The 15,111-nt window shown below is 71.1% G+C and carries 11 protein-coding genes; 4 read left to right on the top strand and 7 right to left on the bottom strand.

Annotated features, from left to right (window positions below; translation table 11 throughout):
* Window positions 1-190 precede the first annotated feature (190 nt).
* Window positions 191-1,369: a MalY/PatB family protein gene (locus ACGF3C_RS20490; protein ID WP_357223611.1), complete on the bottom strand. Its 1,179-nt coding sequence runs from the start codon at window positions 1,367-1,369 to the stop codon at window positions 191-193.
* 283 nt (window positions 1,370-1,652) lie between these two features.
* Here ACGF3C_RS20490 and ACGF3C_RS20485 point away from each other — a divergent pair, with 283 nt between their 5' ends.
* Window positions 1,653-2,699, top strand: a complete 1,047-nt coding sequence (locus tag ACGF3C_RS20485; protein ID WP_393224180.1) for an SMP-30/gluconolactonase/LRE family protein — start codon at window positions 1,653-1,655, stop codon at window positions 2,697-2,699.
* Between the two features lie 51 nt (window positions 2,700-2,750).
* Here ACGF3C_RS20485 and ACGF3C_RS20480 read toward each other — a convergent pair whose 3' ends face one another.
* Together ACGF3C_RS20480 and ACGF3C_RS20475 are read right to left on the bottom strand one after the other, a co-directional pair.
* The gene (locus ACGF3C_RS20480; RefSeq protein WP_357223617.1) at window positions 2,751-3,389 is read right to left on the bottom strand and encodes a hypothetical protein; all 639 of its coding nucleotides are present in this window, start codon (window positions 3,387-3,389) and stop codon (window positions 2,751-2,753) included.
* Window positions 3,386-3,547: a hypothetical protein gene (locus ACGF3C_RS20475; protein WP_357223620.1), complete on the bottom strand. Its 162-nt coding sequence runs from the start codon at window positions 3,545-3,547 to the stop codon at window positions 3,386-3,388. The genes ACGF3C_RS20480 and ACGF3C_RS20475 overlap by 4 nt, the downstream gene beginning before the upstream one ends.
* Before the next feature lie 74 nt (window positions 3,548-3,621).
* Between ACGF3C_RS20475 and ACGF3C_RS20470 the strand changes: the two genes are divergently transcribed.
* The 3 genes from ACGF3C_RS20470 to ACGF3C_RS20460 all read left to right on the top strand — a co-directional run bounded on the left by ACGF3C_RS20470 (window position 3,622) and on the right by ACGF3C_RS20460 (window position 9,319).
* Window positions 3,622-7,704, top strand: a complete 4,083-nt coding sequence (locus tag ACGF3C_RS20470) for a tetratricopeptide repeat protein (protein ID WP_393224177.1) — start codon at window positions 3,622-3,624, stop codon at window positions 7,702-7,704.
* Window positions 7,705-7,769: 65 nt separating this feature from the next.
* Complete coding sequence (locus tag ACGF3C_RS20465) at window positions 7,770-8,462, top strand: haloacid dehalogenase-like hydrolase (protein ID WP_393224174.1); 693 nt, start codon at window positions 7,770-7,772, stop codon at window positions 8,460-8,462.
* Window positions 8,459-9,319 carry an oxygenase MpaB family protein gene (locus tag ACGF3C_RS20460; RefSeq protein WP_393224171.1) on the top strand — a complete coding sequence of 287 codons (861 nt, stop codon included), beginning with the start codon at window positions 8,459-8,461 and terminating at the stop codon, window positions 9,317-9,319. The genes ACGF3C_RS20465 and ACGF3C_RS20460 overlap by 4 nt, the downstream gene beginning before the upstream one ends.
* A 136-nt stretch (window positions 9,320-9,455) precedes the next feature.
* Here ACGF3C_RS20460 and ACGF3C_RS20455 read toward each other — a convergent pair whose 3' ends face one another.
* Genes ACGF3C_RS20455 through ACGF3C_RS20440 form a run of 4 tightly spaced genes read right to left on the bottom strand, consistent with a single transcriptional unit; the run spans window position 9,456 to window position 14,984 of the window.
* A complete protein-coding gene (locus ACGF3C_RS20455) occupies window positions 9,456-11,780 on the bottom strand; it encodes a glycoside hydrolase family 3 N-terminal domain-containing protein (RefSeq protein ID WP_393224168.1) in 2,325 nt (774 codons plus the stop codon).
* A gap of 38 nt (window positions 11,781-11,818) precedes the next feature.
* Window positions 11,819-12,685 (bottom strand): carbohydrate ABC transporter permease, encoded by an 867-nt coding sequence (locus tag ACGF3C_RS20450; protein WP_393224165.1) that lies wholly within the window; start codon window positions 12,683-12,685, stop codon window positions 11,819-11,821.
* Window positions 12,682-13,680: a sugar ABC transporter permease gene (locus tag ACGF3C_RS20445; protein WP_357227026.1), complete on the bottom strand. Its 999-nt coding sequence runs from the start codon at window positions 13,678-13,680 to the stop codon at window positions 12,682-12,684. The genes ACGF3C_RS20450 and ACGF3C_RS20445 overlap by 4 nt, the downstream gene beginning before the upstream one ends.
* Complete coding sequence (locus ACGF3C_RS20440) at window positions 13,677-14,984, bottom strand: extracellular solute-binding protein (RefSeq protein WP_393224162.1); 1,308 nt, start codon at window positions 14,982-14,984, stop codon at window positions 13,677-13,679. The genes ACGF3C_RS20445 and ACGF3C_RS20440 overlap by 4 nt, the downstream gene beginning before the upstream one ends.
* Window positions 14,985-15,111: the final 127 nt, after the last annotated feature.

Raw genomic sequence — 15,111 nt, 5'->3', positions numbered from 1 at the left:
GAAGCCCTACCGCTCGGCCGGGCCGGGGACCCGGCCCGGCCACACCCGGACGGGTCAGCGAGCCGCCGGGCCGCCGCTGGTCCGGAGGTCGAGACCGGCGGCGCGCAGAGTGGACGGCTGGAGATGTCGGTACGTCTGGACGGCGTTCACTGGCACACCGTGGAACCACCGACCGACACCAGTGCCGGTCTCAGCCGACGGCGCTGGTCATCCGGTGTACCGCCTCGATGATGAGTTCCGGTGCGGTGGCCAGGTTCAGTCGGACATGCCCGACACCGCCGGTGCCGAACGCCAGTCCGGAGTTCAGCGCCACCCGGCCACGGTCGAGGAACACGGCGGCCGGGTCGTCGCCGAGGCCCAGGGCGCGGCAGTCCAGCCAGGCCAGATAGGTGGCCTGACCGGGCTGGTAGCGGACGGCCGGCAGGTGCTCGGCGAGCTGTGCGGCCAGGAGCCGGCGGTTGTCGTCCAGGCCGGTCAACAGGGCGTCGAGCCACTCGCCACCGTCGCGGAAGGCAGCGGTGTGGGCGATCACGCCGAGGTGGCTGGTGCTGACGCTGACCCCGAACGGGACGCGAGCGAGGTCAGCGGCCGCGGCCGGGCCGGCGATCAGGAGCCCGCCGCGCAGGCCGGAGAGGTTCCACCCCTTGGAGGCGGACACCAGCGACAGGCCGTTCTCCGCGCCCTGCACCGAGAGGTACGGCACGAACCGCGCTCCCCCGGCCACCACCGGAGCGTGGATCTCGTCGGCGACCACCCGCACCCCGTGCCGGTGGGCCAGTCCGGCGACCGCGGTCAACTCGGCCGCGCTGTGCACGACACCGGTCGGGTTGTGCGGGCTGCAGAGCAGGTACGCGGCCGGCCGTCCACCGGCGCGAGTCCGCCGGAACGCATCCTCCAGGGCTGCGAGGTCGATCCGCAGGTCCTCGCCGAGCGGCGCCTCCACGATCCGGCGGCCGGCGTGCGCCACGGACTCGTAGAACGGCGGGTAGACCGGGCAGTTGACGATCACCGCGTCCCCCGGCTCGGTGACCAGTCGCAGCGCCTCGACGACGCCGTGCATGACGTCGGGCACCAGCGCGGTGCGCTCCACGGCCAGCCCGTCCCAACCCCACCGCCGCGCGGCGAACTCGGCCACCGCCTGCGGGTACGCCGTTCCGGCGGGGTAGCCGGTGTCGCCGCGCGCGACGGCGTCGGTGATTGCCCGTGCCACCGGCTCGGCCAGGGGCACGTCCATCTCGGCCACCCAGAGCGGCAGCACGTCGTCGGGGTACTCCCGCCACTTGAGGCTCGTCCGCTGCCGAAGCTGCTCGATGGTGAGCTGGCGGAGGGGATTGACCGAGGTTCGGGCGCCACTGAGCAGGTCACTCATGTCCCCACCCTATTCCTTGCCTCCGACCCACGCTCCGGGTCACCGTTGACGTGTCCACTGTGGTTGTACCGGAAGGATTTCCGGAGACCGTTTTGGCATTGACCAGCGTCTTTGTGTTTGCGATCCTCGTGCCGCTCGGAATCAACGCCGAAAGATTGCTGCGAGTTGCCAGTTCATCACCTAGGCTCCCGAATGCCCACATCGACGGCCCGCCCTCACGCCGTGCCAGCCACCGACCTTGCACGCCGGCCATCGCAACCCTCGACGCCGATTGGAGTGTTCGATGACCTGGCGTCCAACCATTGCCGCACTGGCCGGCCTGTGCCTGGCGGTCAGCGCCACCCCCCTGCCCGCCGGCGCTGCCGTCGCCGCCGCGCACGTCAGCGCTCACGCCACGCTCGCCGGTCCGCCCGGCGCACCGCCCGGGGCCTGCCCGACGGGGGCCAGTTACGGCCCGCCGCTGCCGGCCAGCACCGTGACGGCCCCGCGAATCCAGGGCGGGTTCACGTTCCTCGAAGGACCGGTCTGGGTCGCCGACGGCGGCTACCTGCTGTTCTCCGACATGACCGCCGGCACCGGGCCGTACAACGTCCAGCCGTCGACGATCCGCCGGTTCACCGCGCCCGCCACCTTCGACACGTTCATCACCAACGCCGGCAGCAACGGCCTGGCGCTCAGCGCCGACGCCCAGCAGCTCGTCGCGGCCACCCACGACCAGCGGAGCGTGTCGGCGTACCGACTGAGCGACCGGGCCCGCAGCACCGTCGCGCCCAACTACCAGGGCCGGGCGTTCAACTCGCCAAACGACGTCGCGGTCCGTTCCGACGGCGTCGTCTACTTCACCGACCCCAACTTCCAGCGCGGCAACCGCCCCGACCAGATGAGCGGGCGCACCAGTGTCTTCCGCGTCTCCAACGGGCAGGTGTCGCTGGTCGACGACCGGTTGCGCCAACCCAACGGCATCTCGCTCTCACCGGACGGGACGGCGTTGTACGTGGGCGCCTACTCGGAGAACAAGATCTACAAGTACGCGGTCCAGCCCGACGGCAGCATCGGGGCCCGCAGCGTCTTCGTGAACTACATCGGCGGCCCGGACGGCGGCACGATCGACTGCGCCGGCAACGTTTACTGGACCTCGGGCGGGGACTCCCTGGTCCACGTCTACTCCCCCGCGGGCACCGAGCTCGGCACGATCCGGTCCGGCAACTCCGGCACGACCAATGTGGCGTTCGGCGGCCCCGACCGGCAGACCCTCTTCGTCACGTCGGGCCGCTGGGGTGACTCCGGGCTGTACAGCGTGCGGCTCAACGTCCCCGGATATCCGTACTGACCAACGGTTGGGCGGCGCGCCGCTCTCGTCGTAGCCCGACGAGGCGGCGCGCTATCCGGCGGTCGCGGCGATGAACACCACTGCCCCGACCACCACCAGCGCGGCGGCCAGGAACGTCTGCCGGCGGGCCCGGCGCAACGCCTCCCTGACCTGCCAGGCGTGCGCCGTGGCGAGCAGCCAGCGCAGGTACGGGTCGGTCCGGGCGATGTTGCGGCGCGCGGTGGCGAGCCCCGCCCGGAGGGCGGCCCGCTCCTGCGGGGCAGCCGTCGACAGGCGGCAGGTGATCTCCGCGGCGATCCGGCGATGACGCAGCAGACCGTCGACGTCGTCCGCGTACCCGCCGAAGTGGTACCAGGGCTCGGCCTCCAGCCGCTCGCGCAGGCCGCGCAGCTCCGGCCCGGTGAGCGTCGCCGGCGTGGTCATCGGCGGTACGAGCACCTCGCTGGTCCGCCAGATCGCCCAGGCCACGCCGAGCAGCGTCACCAGCAGGCCGCCGCCCGCCCACGCCGCGTGAGCCCAGTCGGTGACCTTTCCGGCGGCGATCAGCGGGCCGCCACCGAGCAGCAGCGCGCCCACCGCGCCGGCCGAGGAGATGATCCACCGCGCCGCCGCCCGACTGTCCGCGACAGAGTCCAACGGGGACGGCAGCACGTCCAACCCCGCGCCGCTCGTCGGCGACTCCCCGGTCATCGACTGTCGTCGCGGAAGACGACACCCAGCGGGCCGTTCTCGTCGTCGGGCAGATCGGTGTACGGCACCCAGCGCTGCCCGTCGAAGAACTCCAGCTCGCCGCTGTCGTTGATCCGCACGGCGTGGACTTGCGCGAGCTCCTCAGGATCGTCAGCCATGGATACAGTATCGGTCAGCCCGGCAATCCATCGCGGCATCGGGTCGTCCGCCGGGCGACCGCAGGGGGCCTTTCGTGATCCGGTTGACAGTCAGCGCGACCGACGTGGTCCTGGTCGTTGAGGGCGACCGACGCCGGTACCCGGTGGGCCCAGGCGATCAACGCACGGCCGACCTGCTCTGGCGGCTGCGCGGCGGCCCCTCGGTGGAGCTGTCGTATGAGGTCGGCGTCGCGCTCGGCCGCCGTTTCCTCGACGCCCCCGGCCCGGCCCTGCGCGCCGAACTGGCCCGCCCCGGCCGGCACCGACTCGGCATCGAGGTCGTCGACCCGGCCCTGGCCGACCTGCCCTGGGAGACGCTGGTGCTGCCCGGCGAGGAACTGCCGTTGGCGCTGCGACCCGACGTCGACGTCTGCCGGACCGGCGACGACACACCGGCACCCACGGTCCGGGTGGACGGCCCACTGCGGATGCTCGCGGCGATCGCGAGCCCGGACGACTCGACCCAGCCGCTGCTGGACCACGAGCGGGAACTCGGGCGGATCCTCGGCGCTGTGGAACCCGGGCATCGGCACGGGGTGCGGGTCCGCGTCCTGGAGTGGGGCAGCGCCGCCGCGATCCGGGCCGCCCTCGCCGAGGAACCGTTCCACGTCCTGCACGTCTCCAGCCACGCGCGTCCGGGCGCGCTGCTGCTGGAGACGCCCACCGGCACGGAGGACCGTGTGGACGCCGCGCGGTTCCTGGCCGAGGTGCTGCCGCCCGGCCGGACCGTGCCGTTGATCGTCCTGGCCGGCTGCTCGACAGCCCGCCAGGATCAACGGGAACTGCCCGGGCTGGCCGGCACGCTGCTGACCCACGGCGCGCCGGCGGTGTTGGCGATGAACGGGACGGTCAGCGACGGGTACACCATCGACTTCTGCGCTCGGCTCTACGAGCGGTTGGCCGCCCGCAGCGAGCCGGAGCTGCTGGCGGAGGTCTCCGCCGTACGGCGCGAGCTGGCCCCGACCGCCGCCGAGTGGTGGATGCCGACGCTGTTCCTGGCGGACCCCGGGCTGCGGCTGGCCGGCGGACGGGACGGCGCTGCCATTGCCGCCCCGCCGGGCCAATCGATAGTCGGGGACGGCGTGGTGCGTGCGCCCACTGACTTCGTGGGCCGCCGGGAGATCCTGCGTCGGCTGTCCCGGGGAAAGCTTCGGGTGCTCGTTCACGGCATCGGTGGGATCGGCAAGACGAGTCTCGCCGCGGAACTCGCGCGGCGGTTCCGCGACGCGGGTGGCATCGTCGTGGCGACCCACGGCGACGCCACCGTCGACGCGATCCTCGACGAGCTGTGCCGCCAGGTGGAGAGCCGCTGCGCCGGAGCGGCCCCTGACGACGCGCTGCGGCGATGGCTCGTCGTCCTCGCCCAGCCGGGCCAGGACTGGCGGCGACGGTTGGACGCTATCGGCACCGGTGGCCCGCCGCTGCTGCTCGTCCTCGACAACGCCGAGGACGCCCTGGATGCCGAGCACCGGTTGGCCGACGCGGACCTGGCCGCGTTCCTCGCCGCCTGGGCGTCCCACCACGAGCTGGTCGTGACCAGCCGGCACCCGTTCCCGGTCGCCGGTCTGGAAGCCTGTCACCTCGGTCCGCTCTCCTGGCAGGAGACCCGCAAGCTGCTCTGGCGACTGCCGGGCGTGGGCCAGCTGGCGTCGGCGGAACAGCAACGGATGTGGCACCGGCTGGGTGGCCACCCGCGCGCGCTGGAATACCTCGACGGCCTGCTGCGCGGCGGCAACGCCCGATCCGACGAGGTCGCCGGCCGACTGGCCGCGGCCGGCGGTGGCCCGGACGCCGCGCCGGCCGAGGTCGGCACGCCGCTGGCCGAGGCCGGGGCGCTGGCCGCCGAGGATGTGCTGCTGCCCCGGCTGCTCGCCCGCCTGGAGGCCGTCCCGGCGGCCCGTCGGTTGCTGCTCGGCGCGGCGGTGTACCGCACTCCGGCGGACCGGACCGGGCTCGCCTGGCAGCTCGTCGACCCGGCCGACGGCGACGACCCACCACCGGAACCGGCGGGGCTGGACGAGGCGGTCGAGGCGCTGTCGCAGCTGGGGCTGCTCGCCCCGGTCACCAGGGGCCACCTGGTGCACCGGTGGACGGCGGCGAGCCTGCAGCGGATCGCCGGCCGCGACGCGGTGGTCGACGCGCACCGCCGGGCGGGCCGTTACTGGGGCTGGCGGGCCCGGTCCAGCACCGACCAGCACGACTTCATCCGCCGGGCCGTCGAGGCGCGGTACCACCACCTGGCGGCGGGTGACACCGACGAGGTCGTCACCTACTCCGAGCTGGCCTGCCAGGAGTTGCACGCGGCCGGGCACTGGGCCTGGGAGGAAAGGATCTGGCGGGAACTGCTGCCGCTGGCATCCCCGGGCTCGGCGCGTTTCGCGAGCTTCCTCAAGGGACTCGGCGACGTGCACCTCAGCCGGGGTGAGTACCCGCAGGCGACGCAGCGTTACGAGGCGGCGCTCGCCGTCTACCGGGATCTCGGCGACGACAGCGGGGTCGGCAAGCTCCTGCACCAGTTGGGCCTGGTCGCCGACAACCGGGGCGACCGGGCGAGCGCGGACCGGCTGTTCCAGGAGGCGTTGACGATCCTGAGCGGGCTCGGCGACCGCTCGGCGGTCTCCCGGACCCTGCACCAGCTCGCCGGGATCGCCCGCGGCAACGGCGACGCCGAGCTGGCCATGTCGCGTTACCTGGAGGAGCTGGCGATCGCCCGGGACCTCGACGACCTGGAGGGGATCGCGGCGAGCCACCACCAGATCGGCGTACTCGCCTTCGAGGCCCGGGACTTCGTGAAGGCGGAGCGGTGCGTCCAGGTGGCGATCACCAGCTACGGACGGTTGGGCGTCCGGGTCCAGCAGGGCAGCGGGCTGGTGATGCTCGGACGCATCGCCCTCGCCCAGTTCGCGTACGAGACCGCCGAGGAGCGGGTCCGCGCCGCGCTGAAGATCTTCGAGGAGGTCGGCAGCAACGGTCACATCGCGGAGTGCTCGCTGTTGCTCGGTCACCTCGCCCGCGACCTCGACGACCTTGAGTTCGCCGAGAGCTGCTACGCCCGCGCCCGGACGATCGTCGCGGCTCTCGGCGAGGACCCGCTGCTGCGCCGCTGCGACGAACTGCTCGGCGGCGTCCGGACCGTCCTCGGCCGGGCTGCCGAGGCGGTGCCGCACACACTGAACGCGATCGGCGGGGACGACCAGCCGCCGCTCCAGGCGGCCCTGGAATGGCTGGCCGTGCAGCGCCTGGAACTGGGCGCGCACGCCTTCTCCGCCCTGCTGTCCCGGCACCTCGAACGGAGGCAGGCGGCGCAGCGGGCCGAGTGGGTCGAGGCGTACCTGCGGTTCCGGTTCGACACTTCCCACCCGACGCCGCTGGGCAGTGGCTACGTCCATCGCGCCATCGCCGCCGCCCAGGCCGGTGACTTCGGCACCGCCCGGATGTGCCTGCTGCGGGCGTTGCCGATCTGCGCCGCCGCCGGCTACCAGGCGGGGGTCGCCAAGTGCCACGAGGACCTCGGCGGGGCAGCCCTGGAGACCCGCCGGCTGACCGAGGCGCGGTCGCGCTACGAGCAGGCGTTGCAGGTCTATCGCGTGCTGCGCCACGAGCCCAACCAGGCCATCGTCCTGCACCAGCTCGGCCGGGTCTGCGAGGCGCAGGAGGATCTCGCCGACGCGGACGGGTTCTACCGTCGCTCCATCGCGATCAAGAAACGGCTCGGGAACCTGACGGGCGTCTCCAACAGCACCTTCCACCTCGGCAGGGTGGCCGGCCTGCGCGGCGACCGGGCCCTGGCCGAGCGGTGCTACCGGACCTGCCTGCGGATCGACCGCGAAAAGGGCGACTGGGAGGCGGTGGCGCTGGACCAGGTGGCGCTCGGGCAGCTGCGCGTCGAGCAGGGCCACCCAGCGGAGGGCATCCCACTGATCGTCGAGGCGCTGAGCATCGACCGGCAGATCGGGTCGGCGAACGCGGCGCTCGACCTCAACGCGCTGCGCGAACTACGGGCCAGGCTCGGCGACGAGGTGTTCGCGGCCATCCTCACCGACGCCTTCGGCGCGGCCAGCGCCGCCGAGGTGCTCGACCTGATCGCGGTGCTACCGACCGCGGACGAGCCAACCTGACCCACCCGACCACCCGTACACTCGGCTGATGGCGAACCGCCCGCGGCACCGAGGTCGATAGACCGATGAGGGCGTCGACCGCAGACACCGTGATCTTCGATTTCGACGGTGTGCTGCTGCGCGGGGACGCATTCGGGCTCTTCCTACGACGCACTGCTTTCGCGGGTGCCCGGCTGCCGCTCGCCGTCGCCGCGCTCGTCTTCCTCGCGCCCGTCGCCACCCTTCCCGCCCTCCGTCCGTGGGCAGCGCGGTGGGTCAGCCGGATCGGCCTGGTGGGCCGGAACGCGGACGAGTTGCGGGCAGAGCTGGAACGCTTCGGTGCGCACCTCGGTGCGGAACCCGGGCGGATGATCGAGCCCGGTCTGCGGATGATCCGTACCCACCTTGCCGCCGGCGACCGGGTCATCGTGGTGACCGCGTGCGAGCACACCCTGGCGCGCGCCGTGCTCGACGCGATCGGCCTCGCCGAGGTCGAGCTCGTGGCCTCGCGCATTCGCGGGCCGAAACTGATAGTGCACAACCATGGGGCGACCAAGATGGCGCAGCTCGCCGGCCAGGGGGTGACGCCACCGTGGCGGGTGGCCTACAGCGACTCACTGTCGGATCTGCCCATCCTCGACGCCGCCGAGCAGCCAGTGCTGGTCAACGCGACAACGCGTCAGGTCGCCCGGGCGCGGCGGCTCCTCGGCGCCCGGCTGACGACTGTCACCTGGTCGGGTAGGCACCCACATCACACCGCTGGAGACGCCCGCCGATGAGAGGCCGCTACGACAACCTGACCCGCACCCGCGCTCTCGACCCGGAGCGCGACCACCTGGTCATCTACCAGACCATGCTGCGCTACGAGTTTCCGTGGGACATGAAGCTCGGGCTCAACCTCGCCTTCAACCGGTCGTTCTCCATCCCCGCCATCGCCGCCGTGCACACCGCCACCGGGGAGCTGACCGAACGCACCCAGAAGCGCATCGACGACACCGGTCTGCTGATGTACGAGATGGTGCTCAACGGCTTCGATCAGCCTCGGGGCCGCGAGGCGTTGCGGCGCGTCAACCAGATCCACCGCCCGTACGACATCAGCAACGACGACTTCCGCTACGTCCTCGGCTGCCTGGTCGTGATCCCCACCCGGTGGTTGCAGGAGTACGGCTGGCGCCCACCCTGCTGCCACGAACGTCACGCCACGTACCTGTTCTACCGGGAACTCGGCCGACGGATGGGCATCACCGACATCCCGGGGTCGTACGGCGAGTTCGAGACCTGGTTCGACGCGTACGACGCAGTTCACCTGCAACCCAACGACGACGCGGCGGCCATCGAACGCGCCACCCGCATGCTGATGCTCACCCGGATCCCCCGGACGCTCGCCCCACTGGGAAACGCGCTGGTCAGCGCCCTGTATGACGCGCCGCTGCGGCGCGCGACGCGGGTCGACACGCCGACCTGGCCGGTCCGGGCGGGTGTGCACCTGGCCCTGCGGACGCGCTCGCTGTCGCAGCGGTGGTTCGGAGCACCACCGACGACCGCGTTGTTCGCCGACGGGATCACAACCAAGAGCTACCCCGACGGGTACGAGATCAGCCGGCTCGGCCCTCGCCAGGACCGCGTGCACGAGTAGCACGTCGTAGTGCCGTCGTCGCCGGCTCGGACGCGCGCCGGGCCCTACGCCACCCGCGCGAGGTCACCGCGGCGACCCACGCGAGAGTGCGGCCGGTCCGCCGACTGTCCGCTGGGGACAGTCGGCGGACCGACTCTCAGCGGACGTCTGTGGTGGTCCAGCGTGGGGAGGCGTTGGTGACCGGGACGGTGTCGCCGACCAGCGTGGTCAGCGCCTGGGCGTCCCGCCGCGCACTGGTGCCGACCCACAGCTCGACGTCGCCAGGCTCCACCACCCGGGTGAACGTGCGGTCGGAGAAGGCCAGACGGGTGGTGGGCACCGTGAGCTCGACAGTGACGGACTGGCCCGGTTCCAGATGGACCCGCCGGTAGCCGAGCAGCTGCGCCACCGGCCGGGTCACCGAGGCGACCACATCACGACCGTAGAGCTGGACCACGTCGTCGCCAGCGAACGCGCCGGTGTTCGTCACCCGCACGGTCACCTCCACCGCCCCGCTGGTGGGCGTCGTGCTGGGCACGGTGAGCTCGCTGTACGCGAATGTCGTGTAGGACAGGCCGTGGCCGAACGGCGCCACGGGCGTCGCCGGCAGGTTGGTCACCTCGTTGCCCGTACCGAGGGTGGGGTGCAGGTAGGAGTACGGCTGCGCGCCCGCCGACCGGGGCAGGCTGACCGGCAACCGGCCCGACGGGTTGACCCGCCCGGAGAGCACCCCCGCGATCGCCCCGGCGCCCTCCTCTCCCGGAAAGAACGCCTGCACCACCGCCGCGCAGCGCGCGAGCGCCCAGCCGACCGCGTACGGCCGGCCGGTGACCAGCACGAGGACGACCGGTGTGCCGGTTGCCAGCACCGCCTCGACCAGTTGGCGCTGGACGCCGGGCAGCTCCAGGTCCTCCCGGTCGCAGCCCTCGCCGACCGTGCCGCGTCCGAAGAGGCCGGCGTGGTCGCCGACGACCAGGACGGCCACGTCCGCGCCGGAGGCTGTGGCGACGGCCTCGTCGAAGCCGGATCGGTCGTCGTCGTCCACGTCGCAGCCGCGTGCCCAGGTGACGAGGTCGCCGCCGAACTCGGCCCGCAGGGCGTCGAGCACGGTCGGCACGTCGATGCCGGTCTCCACGCCGGGGTGCTGGACAAGGACGTGGTTGAGGAATGAGTAGCACCCGAAGAGCGCGCTCTGCCGGTCGGCGTTCGGGCCGATGAGGGCCACCCGTCGCCCCGCGGGCAGCGGCAGCGCGTCCCGGTTGGCGACCAGCACGATCGATTCCTCGGCGAGCCGACGGGCGATCGACCGGTGCTCGGGCGAGTCGAGATCGATCGCCTGGGGCGGCTCGTCGTCGAAGGTCGCGTCGAGCAGACCGAGGTCCCGCTTCTGGCGCAGCACCCGCAGCACCGCGCGGTCGATCAGCGCCTCGTCGAGCCTGCCCGTCCGCACCGACTCAACCAGGGTCAGGTAGGCGTCGCCGGTGGGCAGTTCGACGTCGAGACCGGCGGTCAACGCCTGCCCGGCCGCGTCGGCGTGATCGCTCGCCACGTGGTGCAGCAGGTTCAGGAACGCGACACCGTAGTAGTCGGCCACCACAGTGCCGTCGAAGCCCCACTGGTCGCGCAGGATGCCGGTCAGCATCGTCGGGTCGGCGGCGACCGGCACCCCGTCGATCTCGGTGTACGAGTGCATGACGCTGCGCGCGTCGCCGTCGAGGATCGCCATCTCGAACGGGGGCAGCAGCACGTCGGCCAGTTCCCGGCGGCCGATGTGCACCGGGGCGAAGTTGCGCCCGGCGCGCGAGGCGGAGTAGCCGGCGAAGTGCTTGAGGGTGGCGTGCACCCCCTGCGACTGCAGGCCGCGCACGTACGAGGTGCCGATGGTGCCGACCAGGTACGGGTCCTCGGCGACGCACTCGTCGACCCGGCCCCAGCGGGGGTCACGGATCACGTCGAGCACCGGGGAGAGCCCCTGGTGCACGCCCAGGGCCCGCATCGAGGCGCCGATCGCCGCGGCCATCTCGGTGACCAGTTCGGGGTTGAACGCGGCACCCCAGGCCAGCGGGGTGGGGAACGTGGCCGCCTTCCACGCGGACAGTCCGGTGAGGCACTCCTCGTGCACGATCGCCGGGATGCCGAGCCGGGTGCCGGTGACCAGGTCCCGCTGGAACTTCCACAACCAGGACGCGCGTTGCGCCGCGTCCAGTGGGCGGGTCCCGTAGGCGCGGGTGAGGTGGCCGAGCCCGTGCCGGGAGAAGTCCTCAAGCTTGGAGGAGTCGCCGAACTCGCCCTGCAACGGTGCGACCGCCTCGCCGTCCTCCTTCTCCCAGAAGCCGACGAGCTGGGCGATCTTCTCCTCGATCGTCATCCGGCCGAGGAGTTCGCGTACGCGGGCCTCGCCGTCGTGCCCGTCCGGTCGTCCGTGCTCCGGACCGGCCTGGGCCGGCACCGGCCCGTCCACCACCGCGTGGACCTCAGTCATGCTGTGCCTTCCTGTGGTTGTGCTCGTACCGCTGCCGCTCAGCCCTTGACCGCACCCTGCAGGCCACCGACGATCTGCTTCTCCGCGAGCGTGAAGAAGAGCAGCGCCGGCAGCATTGCCAGCGAGGTGAAGGCGAGTACGCCTGCCGTGTCGGTCGTGTACTGGCTGGAGAAGTTCTGCACGCCCAGCGGCAGGGTGTGCAGGTTGACGTCGCTGAGGACGAGCAGCGGCAGCAGGAACGAGTTCCAGCTCGCCACGAACGCCAGGACGCCAACGGTGACGAGCGCGGGCCGCGACAGCGGCATCGCGACGCGCCAGAGGAAGCCGAGCCGACTCGCACCATCGATGGCGGCGGCGTCCTCCAACTCTCGCGGAATGGCGGAGAGGAAGGGACGCAGGATCACGATCGTCAGCGGAAGTGAGAAGGCGACCTGCGGCAGGATCACCGCGTAGTACGAGTTGATCAGATTCAGGTCACGCAGCATGAGGTAGAGCGGCAGGATCGCCGCCCCGGCCGGAAACAGCAGGCCGAGGGTGAAGAAGGTGTAGAGCCCTTCTCGCCCGCGGAACCGGTAGCGGGCCAGCACGAACGCGGCGGCCAGGCCGAGCACGACGACGGCGAGCGTGGTGCCGAGGGCGATGACCGCGCTGTTGAACGCCTGTTGCCAGAAGTTGCTCTGGGTCAGCACCCGGGAGTAGTTGTCCCAGACGAACGGGTCGGGCAGGCCGGCCGGGTCGGCGACGATCTGCGGGGTGGTGCGGAAACCGCCGATGACCACGTAGATGACCGGGGCGATCGACACCGCCGCGATCGCGAGGGCGAGCGCGTAGGTGAGCGGCGTGCCCCAGGAGACCTGGCGGCGTCCGGTGGACGGGGGGAGAACCGAGTTCACGGCCATCGTCACTTCGCCCTTCCGGTGATGGCGCCCTCGATGTCGCGGCGGAGCAGGAACCGCTGGAACAGCAGCGCCGCCACGAAGGAGATGACGAAGAGGATTACCGCCACGGCGTTGCCGTAGCCCCAGAGCCGGGCGAAGAACCCGTTGTCCACCATGTACGTCGCCATGGTGGCCGACGCGCCGAGCGACCGCACCGCGGGCACCGAGGTCACCCAGATCATGTCGAAGATCTGCAGCGAGCCGATCATGGACAGGAACATCCAGATCCGGATCGTCGGGCCGAGCAGCGGAATCGTGACGTGCCGTTGGATCTGCCACCAGCTCGCGCCGTCGATGGCGGCGGCCTCGGTCAGCTCGTCGGGCACATTGGACAGCCCGGCGAGGAGCAGGATGATGGCGAAGCCGACATATTTCCAGGTGAGAACGGCCAACAGGGTCCAGATGACCACGTCCAGGTCCGCCAGCCAGGCCTGCACCAGGCCGCCCATTCCCAGGGACCGCAGCAGCGCGTCGACAGTGCCGTCGCCAGTGAGGAGCAACTTCCACATGATGCCGACCGTGACCTCGGCCAGCACGTACGGCACGAACACCAGGAGGCGGAACACGGACCGCCCACGGAAGCGACGGTTGAGCAGCAGGGCGACGCCCAGGGCGATCGGCCCCTGGATCAGCAGCGACCCGAACACGATGATGGCGTTGTTGCGCAACGCGTCGAGGAAGATCGGATCCTGGAAGGCGAGGGTGTAGTTCCGCAGACCGACGAACTCGGTGGGCGGCCCGACCCCGCGCCACCGGAACAGGCTGTAGTAGACCGCGAAGCCCATCGGCACCAGCACGAACATCACGTAGATGGCGACGGCCGGCGCGGTCAGCCCGATGATCTCGTACCACTTGCGGCGGTTGTCGGCTCGGCGGGCGGAATCGCGCGCGGCCGGGCGGGGGCCCGCCGGCGACGCGGAAGCGCCGCCGGCGGGCATACGGATCTGGTTGGCGGAGGTCACTTGCTTGCGGCCGCCTTCATTGCCGAGACGACCTTCTCAGGCGTCCCATTGCCGGCGAAGATGGTGACGATCGCGTCGTTCATCGCGTTACCGATGGTGCTGCCGTAAGCCGTGTCCAACCAGAGCTGGACGTAGCTCGCCCCGGAGGTGGCCTCCAGGATGGACTTCAGCGCGGGGTCCTTGACGGCGTCCGCCGCACCCTTGGCCACAGGCAGGCCCGTGCCGGTCTCGGCGTAGCCCTTCTGCACTTCGGGGCTCACGATGTACTTGAGGAACTCGACGCACTCGGACGGGGCGTTCTTGGAGCAGGAGAACCCGTCACCACCGCCGAGGGCCGCCTTCGGGTCACCCGGGGAACCGCTGATCGCCGGCACCGGGAACCAGCCGAGGAACGACGCGAGCTTCGTCTTGTCCGTGGCGACGGTGTCCAGCGTGCCGCGGTTCCAGTCACCCATGAGCTCCATCGCGGCCTTGCCGTTGGCGAGCATGCCGTTGGCGCTGGTCGGATCGTTCTGGCCCGGCGTGGCGATGAAGTTGGGCTGGAACGGCTTGGTGTCGATGAACGCCTTCAGGTCCTGGCCGGCCTTCACGAAGCACGGATCGTCGAAGGTCTTCTCCGCGGACGCCTTCTTGAGGGTGTCGACCGAGCAGGCGCGCAGCGCCATGTTGTACCACCAGTGCGCGGCCGGCCACTTGTCACCGGCACCCACGGCGATCGGAATGACGTTGATCGCCTTGAGCTTGGTGACCGCGGCGTTGAGCTCCTCGAAGTTGGTCGGCGGAGCCGCGATGCCCGCTCGCGCGAACATCTCCTTGTTGTACCAGACGCCCTCGATGCCCATCCGGAACGGCAGGCCGTACTGCTTGCCCTTGACCTGCCAGATCTCTGCGGCACTGCCGATGTCGCCGACCTCGGTCTTGACCTGGTCGGTGATCTCCTTGAGGTAGTCGGCCTCCACCTGCTCAGCCATCTCGCCGCCACCCCAGGCCTGGAAGATGTCCGGCGGGTCGCTGCTCAGCAGCGCGGCAGGGAGCCGGGTGCGCTGGAGCTGGTTCGTCTCGATCGCCTCGATCTCGATCTTGACGGTGGGGTGGAGTGCGGAGAAGTCCTTGGCGACCTTCTCCCAGTAGGTCTTGCCGGGCCCGTCCTGTGAGGCGTTGTGCCACCAGGTCAGGGTCACCGGATCCTTGTACAGCTCGTTCTGAGGGGCCGCCTCTTCGCCGCCGCCGCCACAGCCGGCGGTAACGAGAACACTTGTCATCAACAGTGCCAGGACGGCACTTGCACGCCGCTTCGTTGCCATAGATGTCTCCTCGACTACTCAGTCGCGGTACTCGGCCTGCGGCGAAGTTTTACAGTCATGTAACTTGATGTCAATCGGTATCGATAACGTTTTCGAGTCGGTGACACCGCAGCGGCAGCAGGGCCCT

Source organism: Micromonospora sp. NPDC047762 (genome assembly GCF_043204655.1).
Classification (GTDB): Bacteria; Actinomycetota; Actinomycetes; order Mycobacteriales; family Micromonosporaceae; genus Micromonospora.
This window is presented reverse-complemented; position numbering and strand designations above follow the sequence as displayed.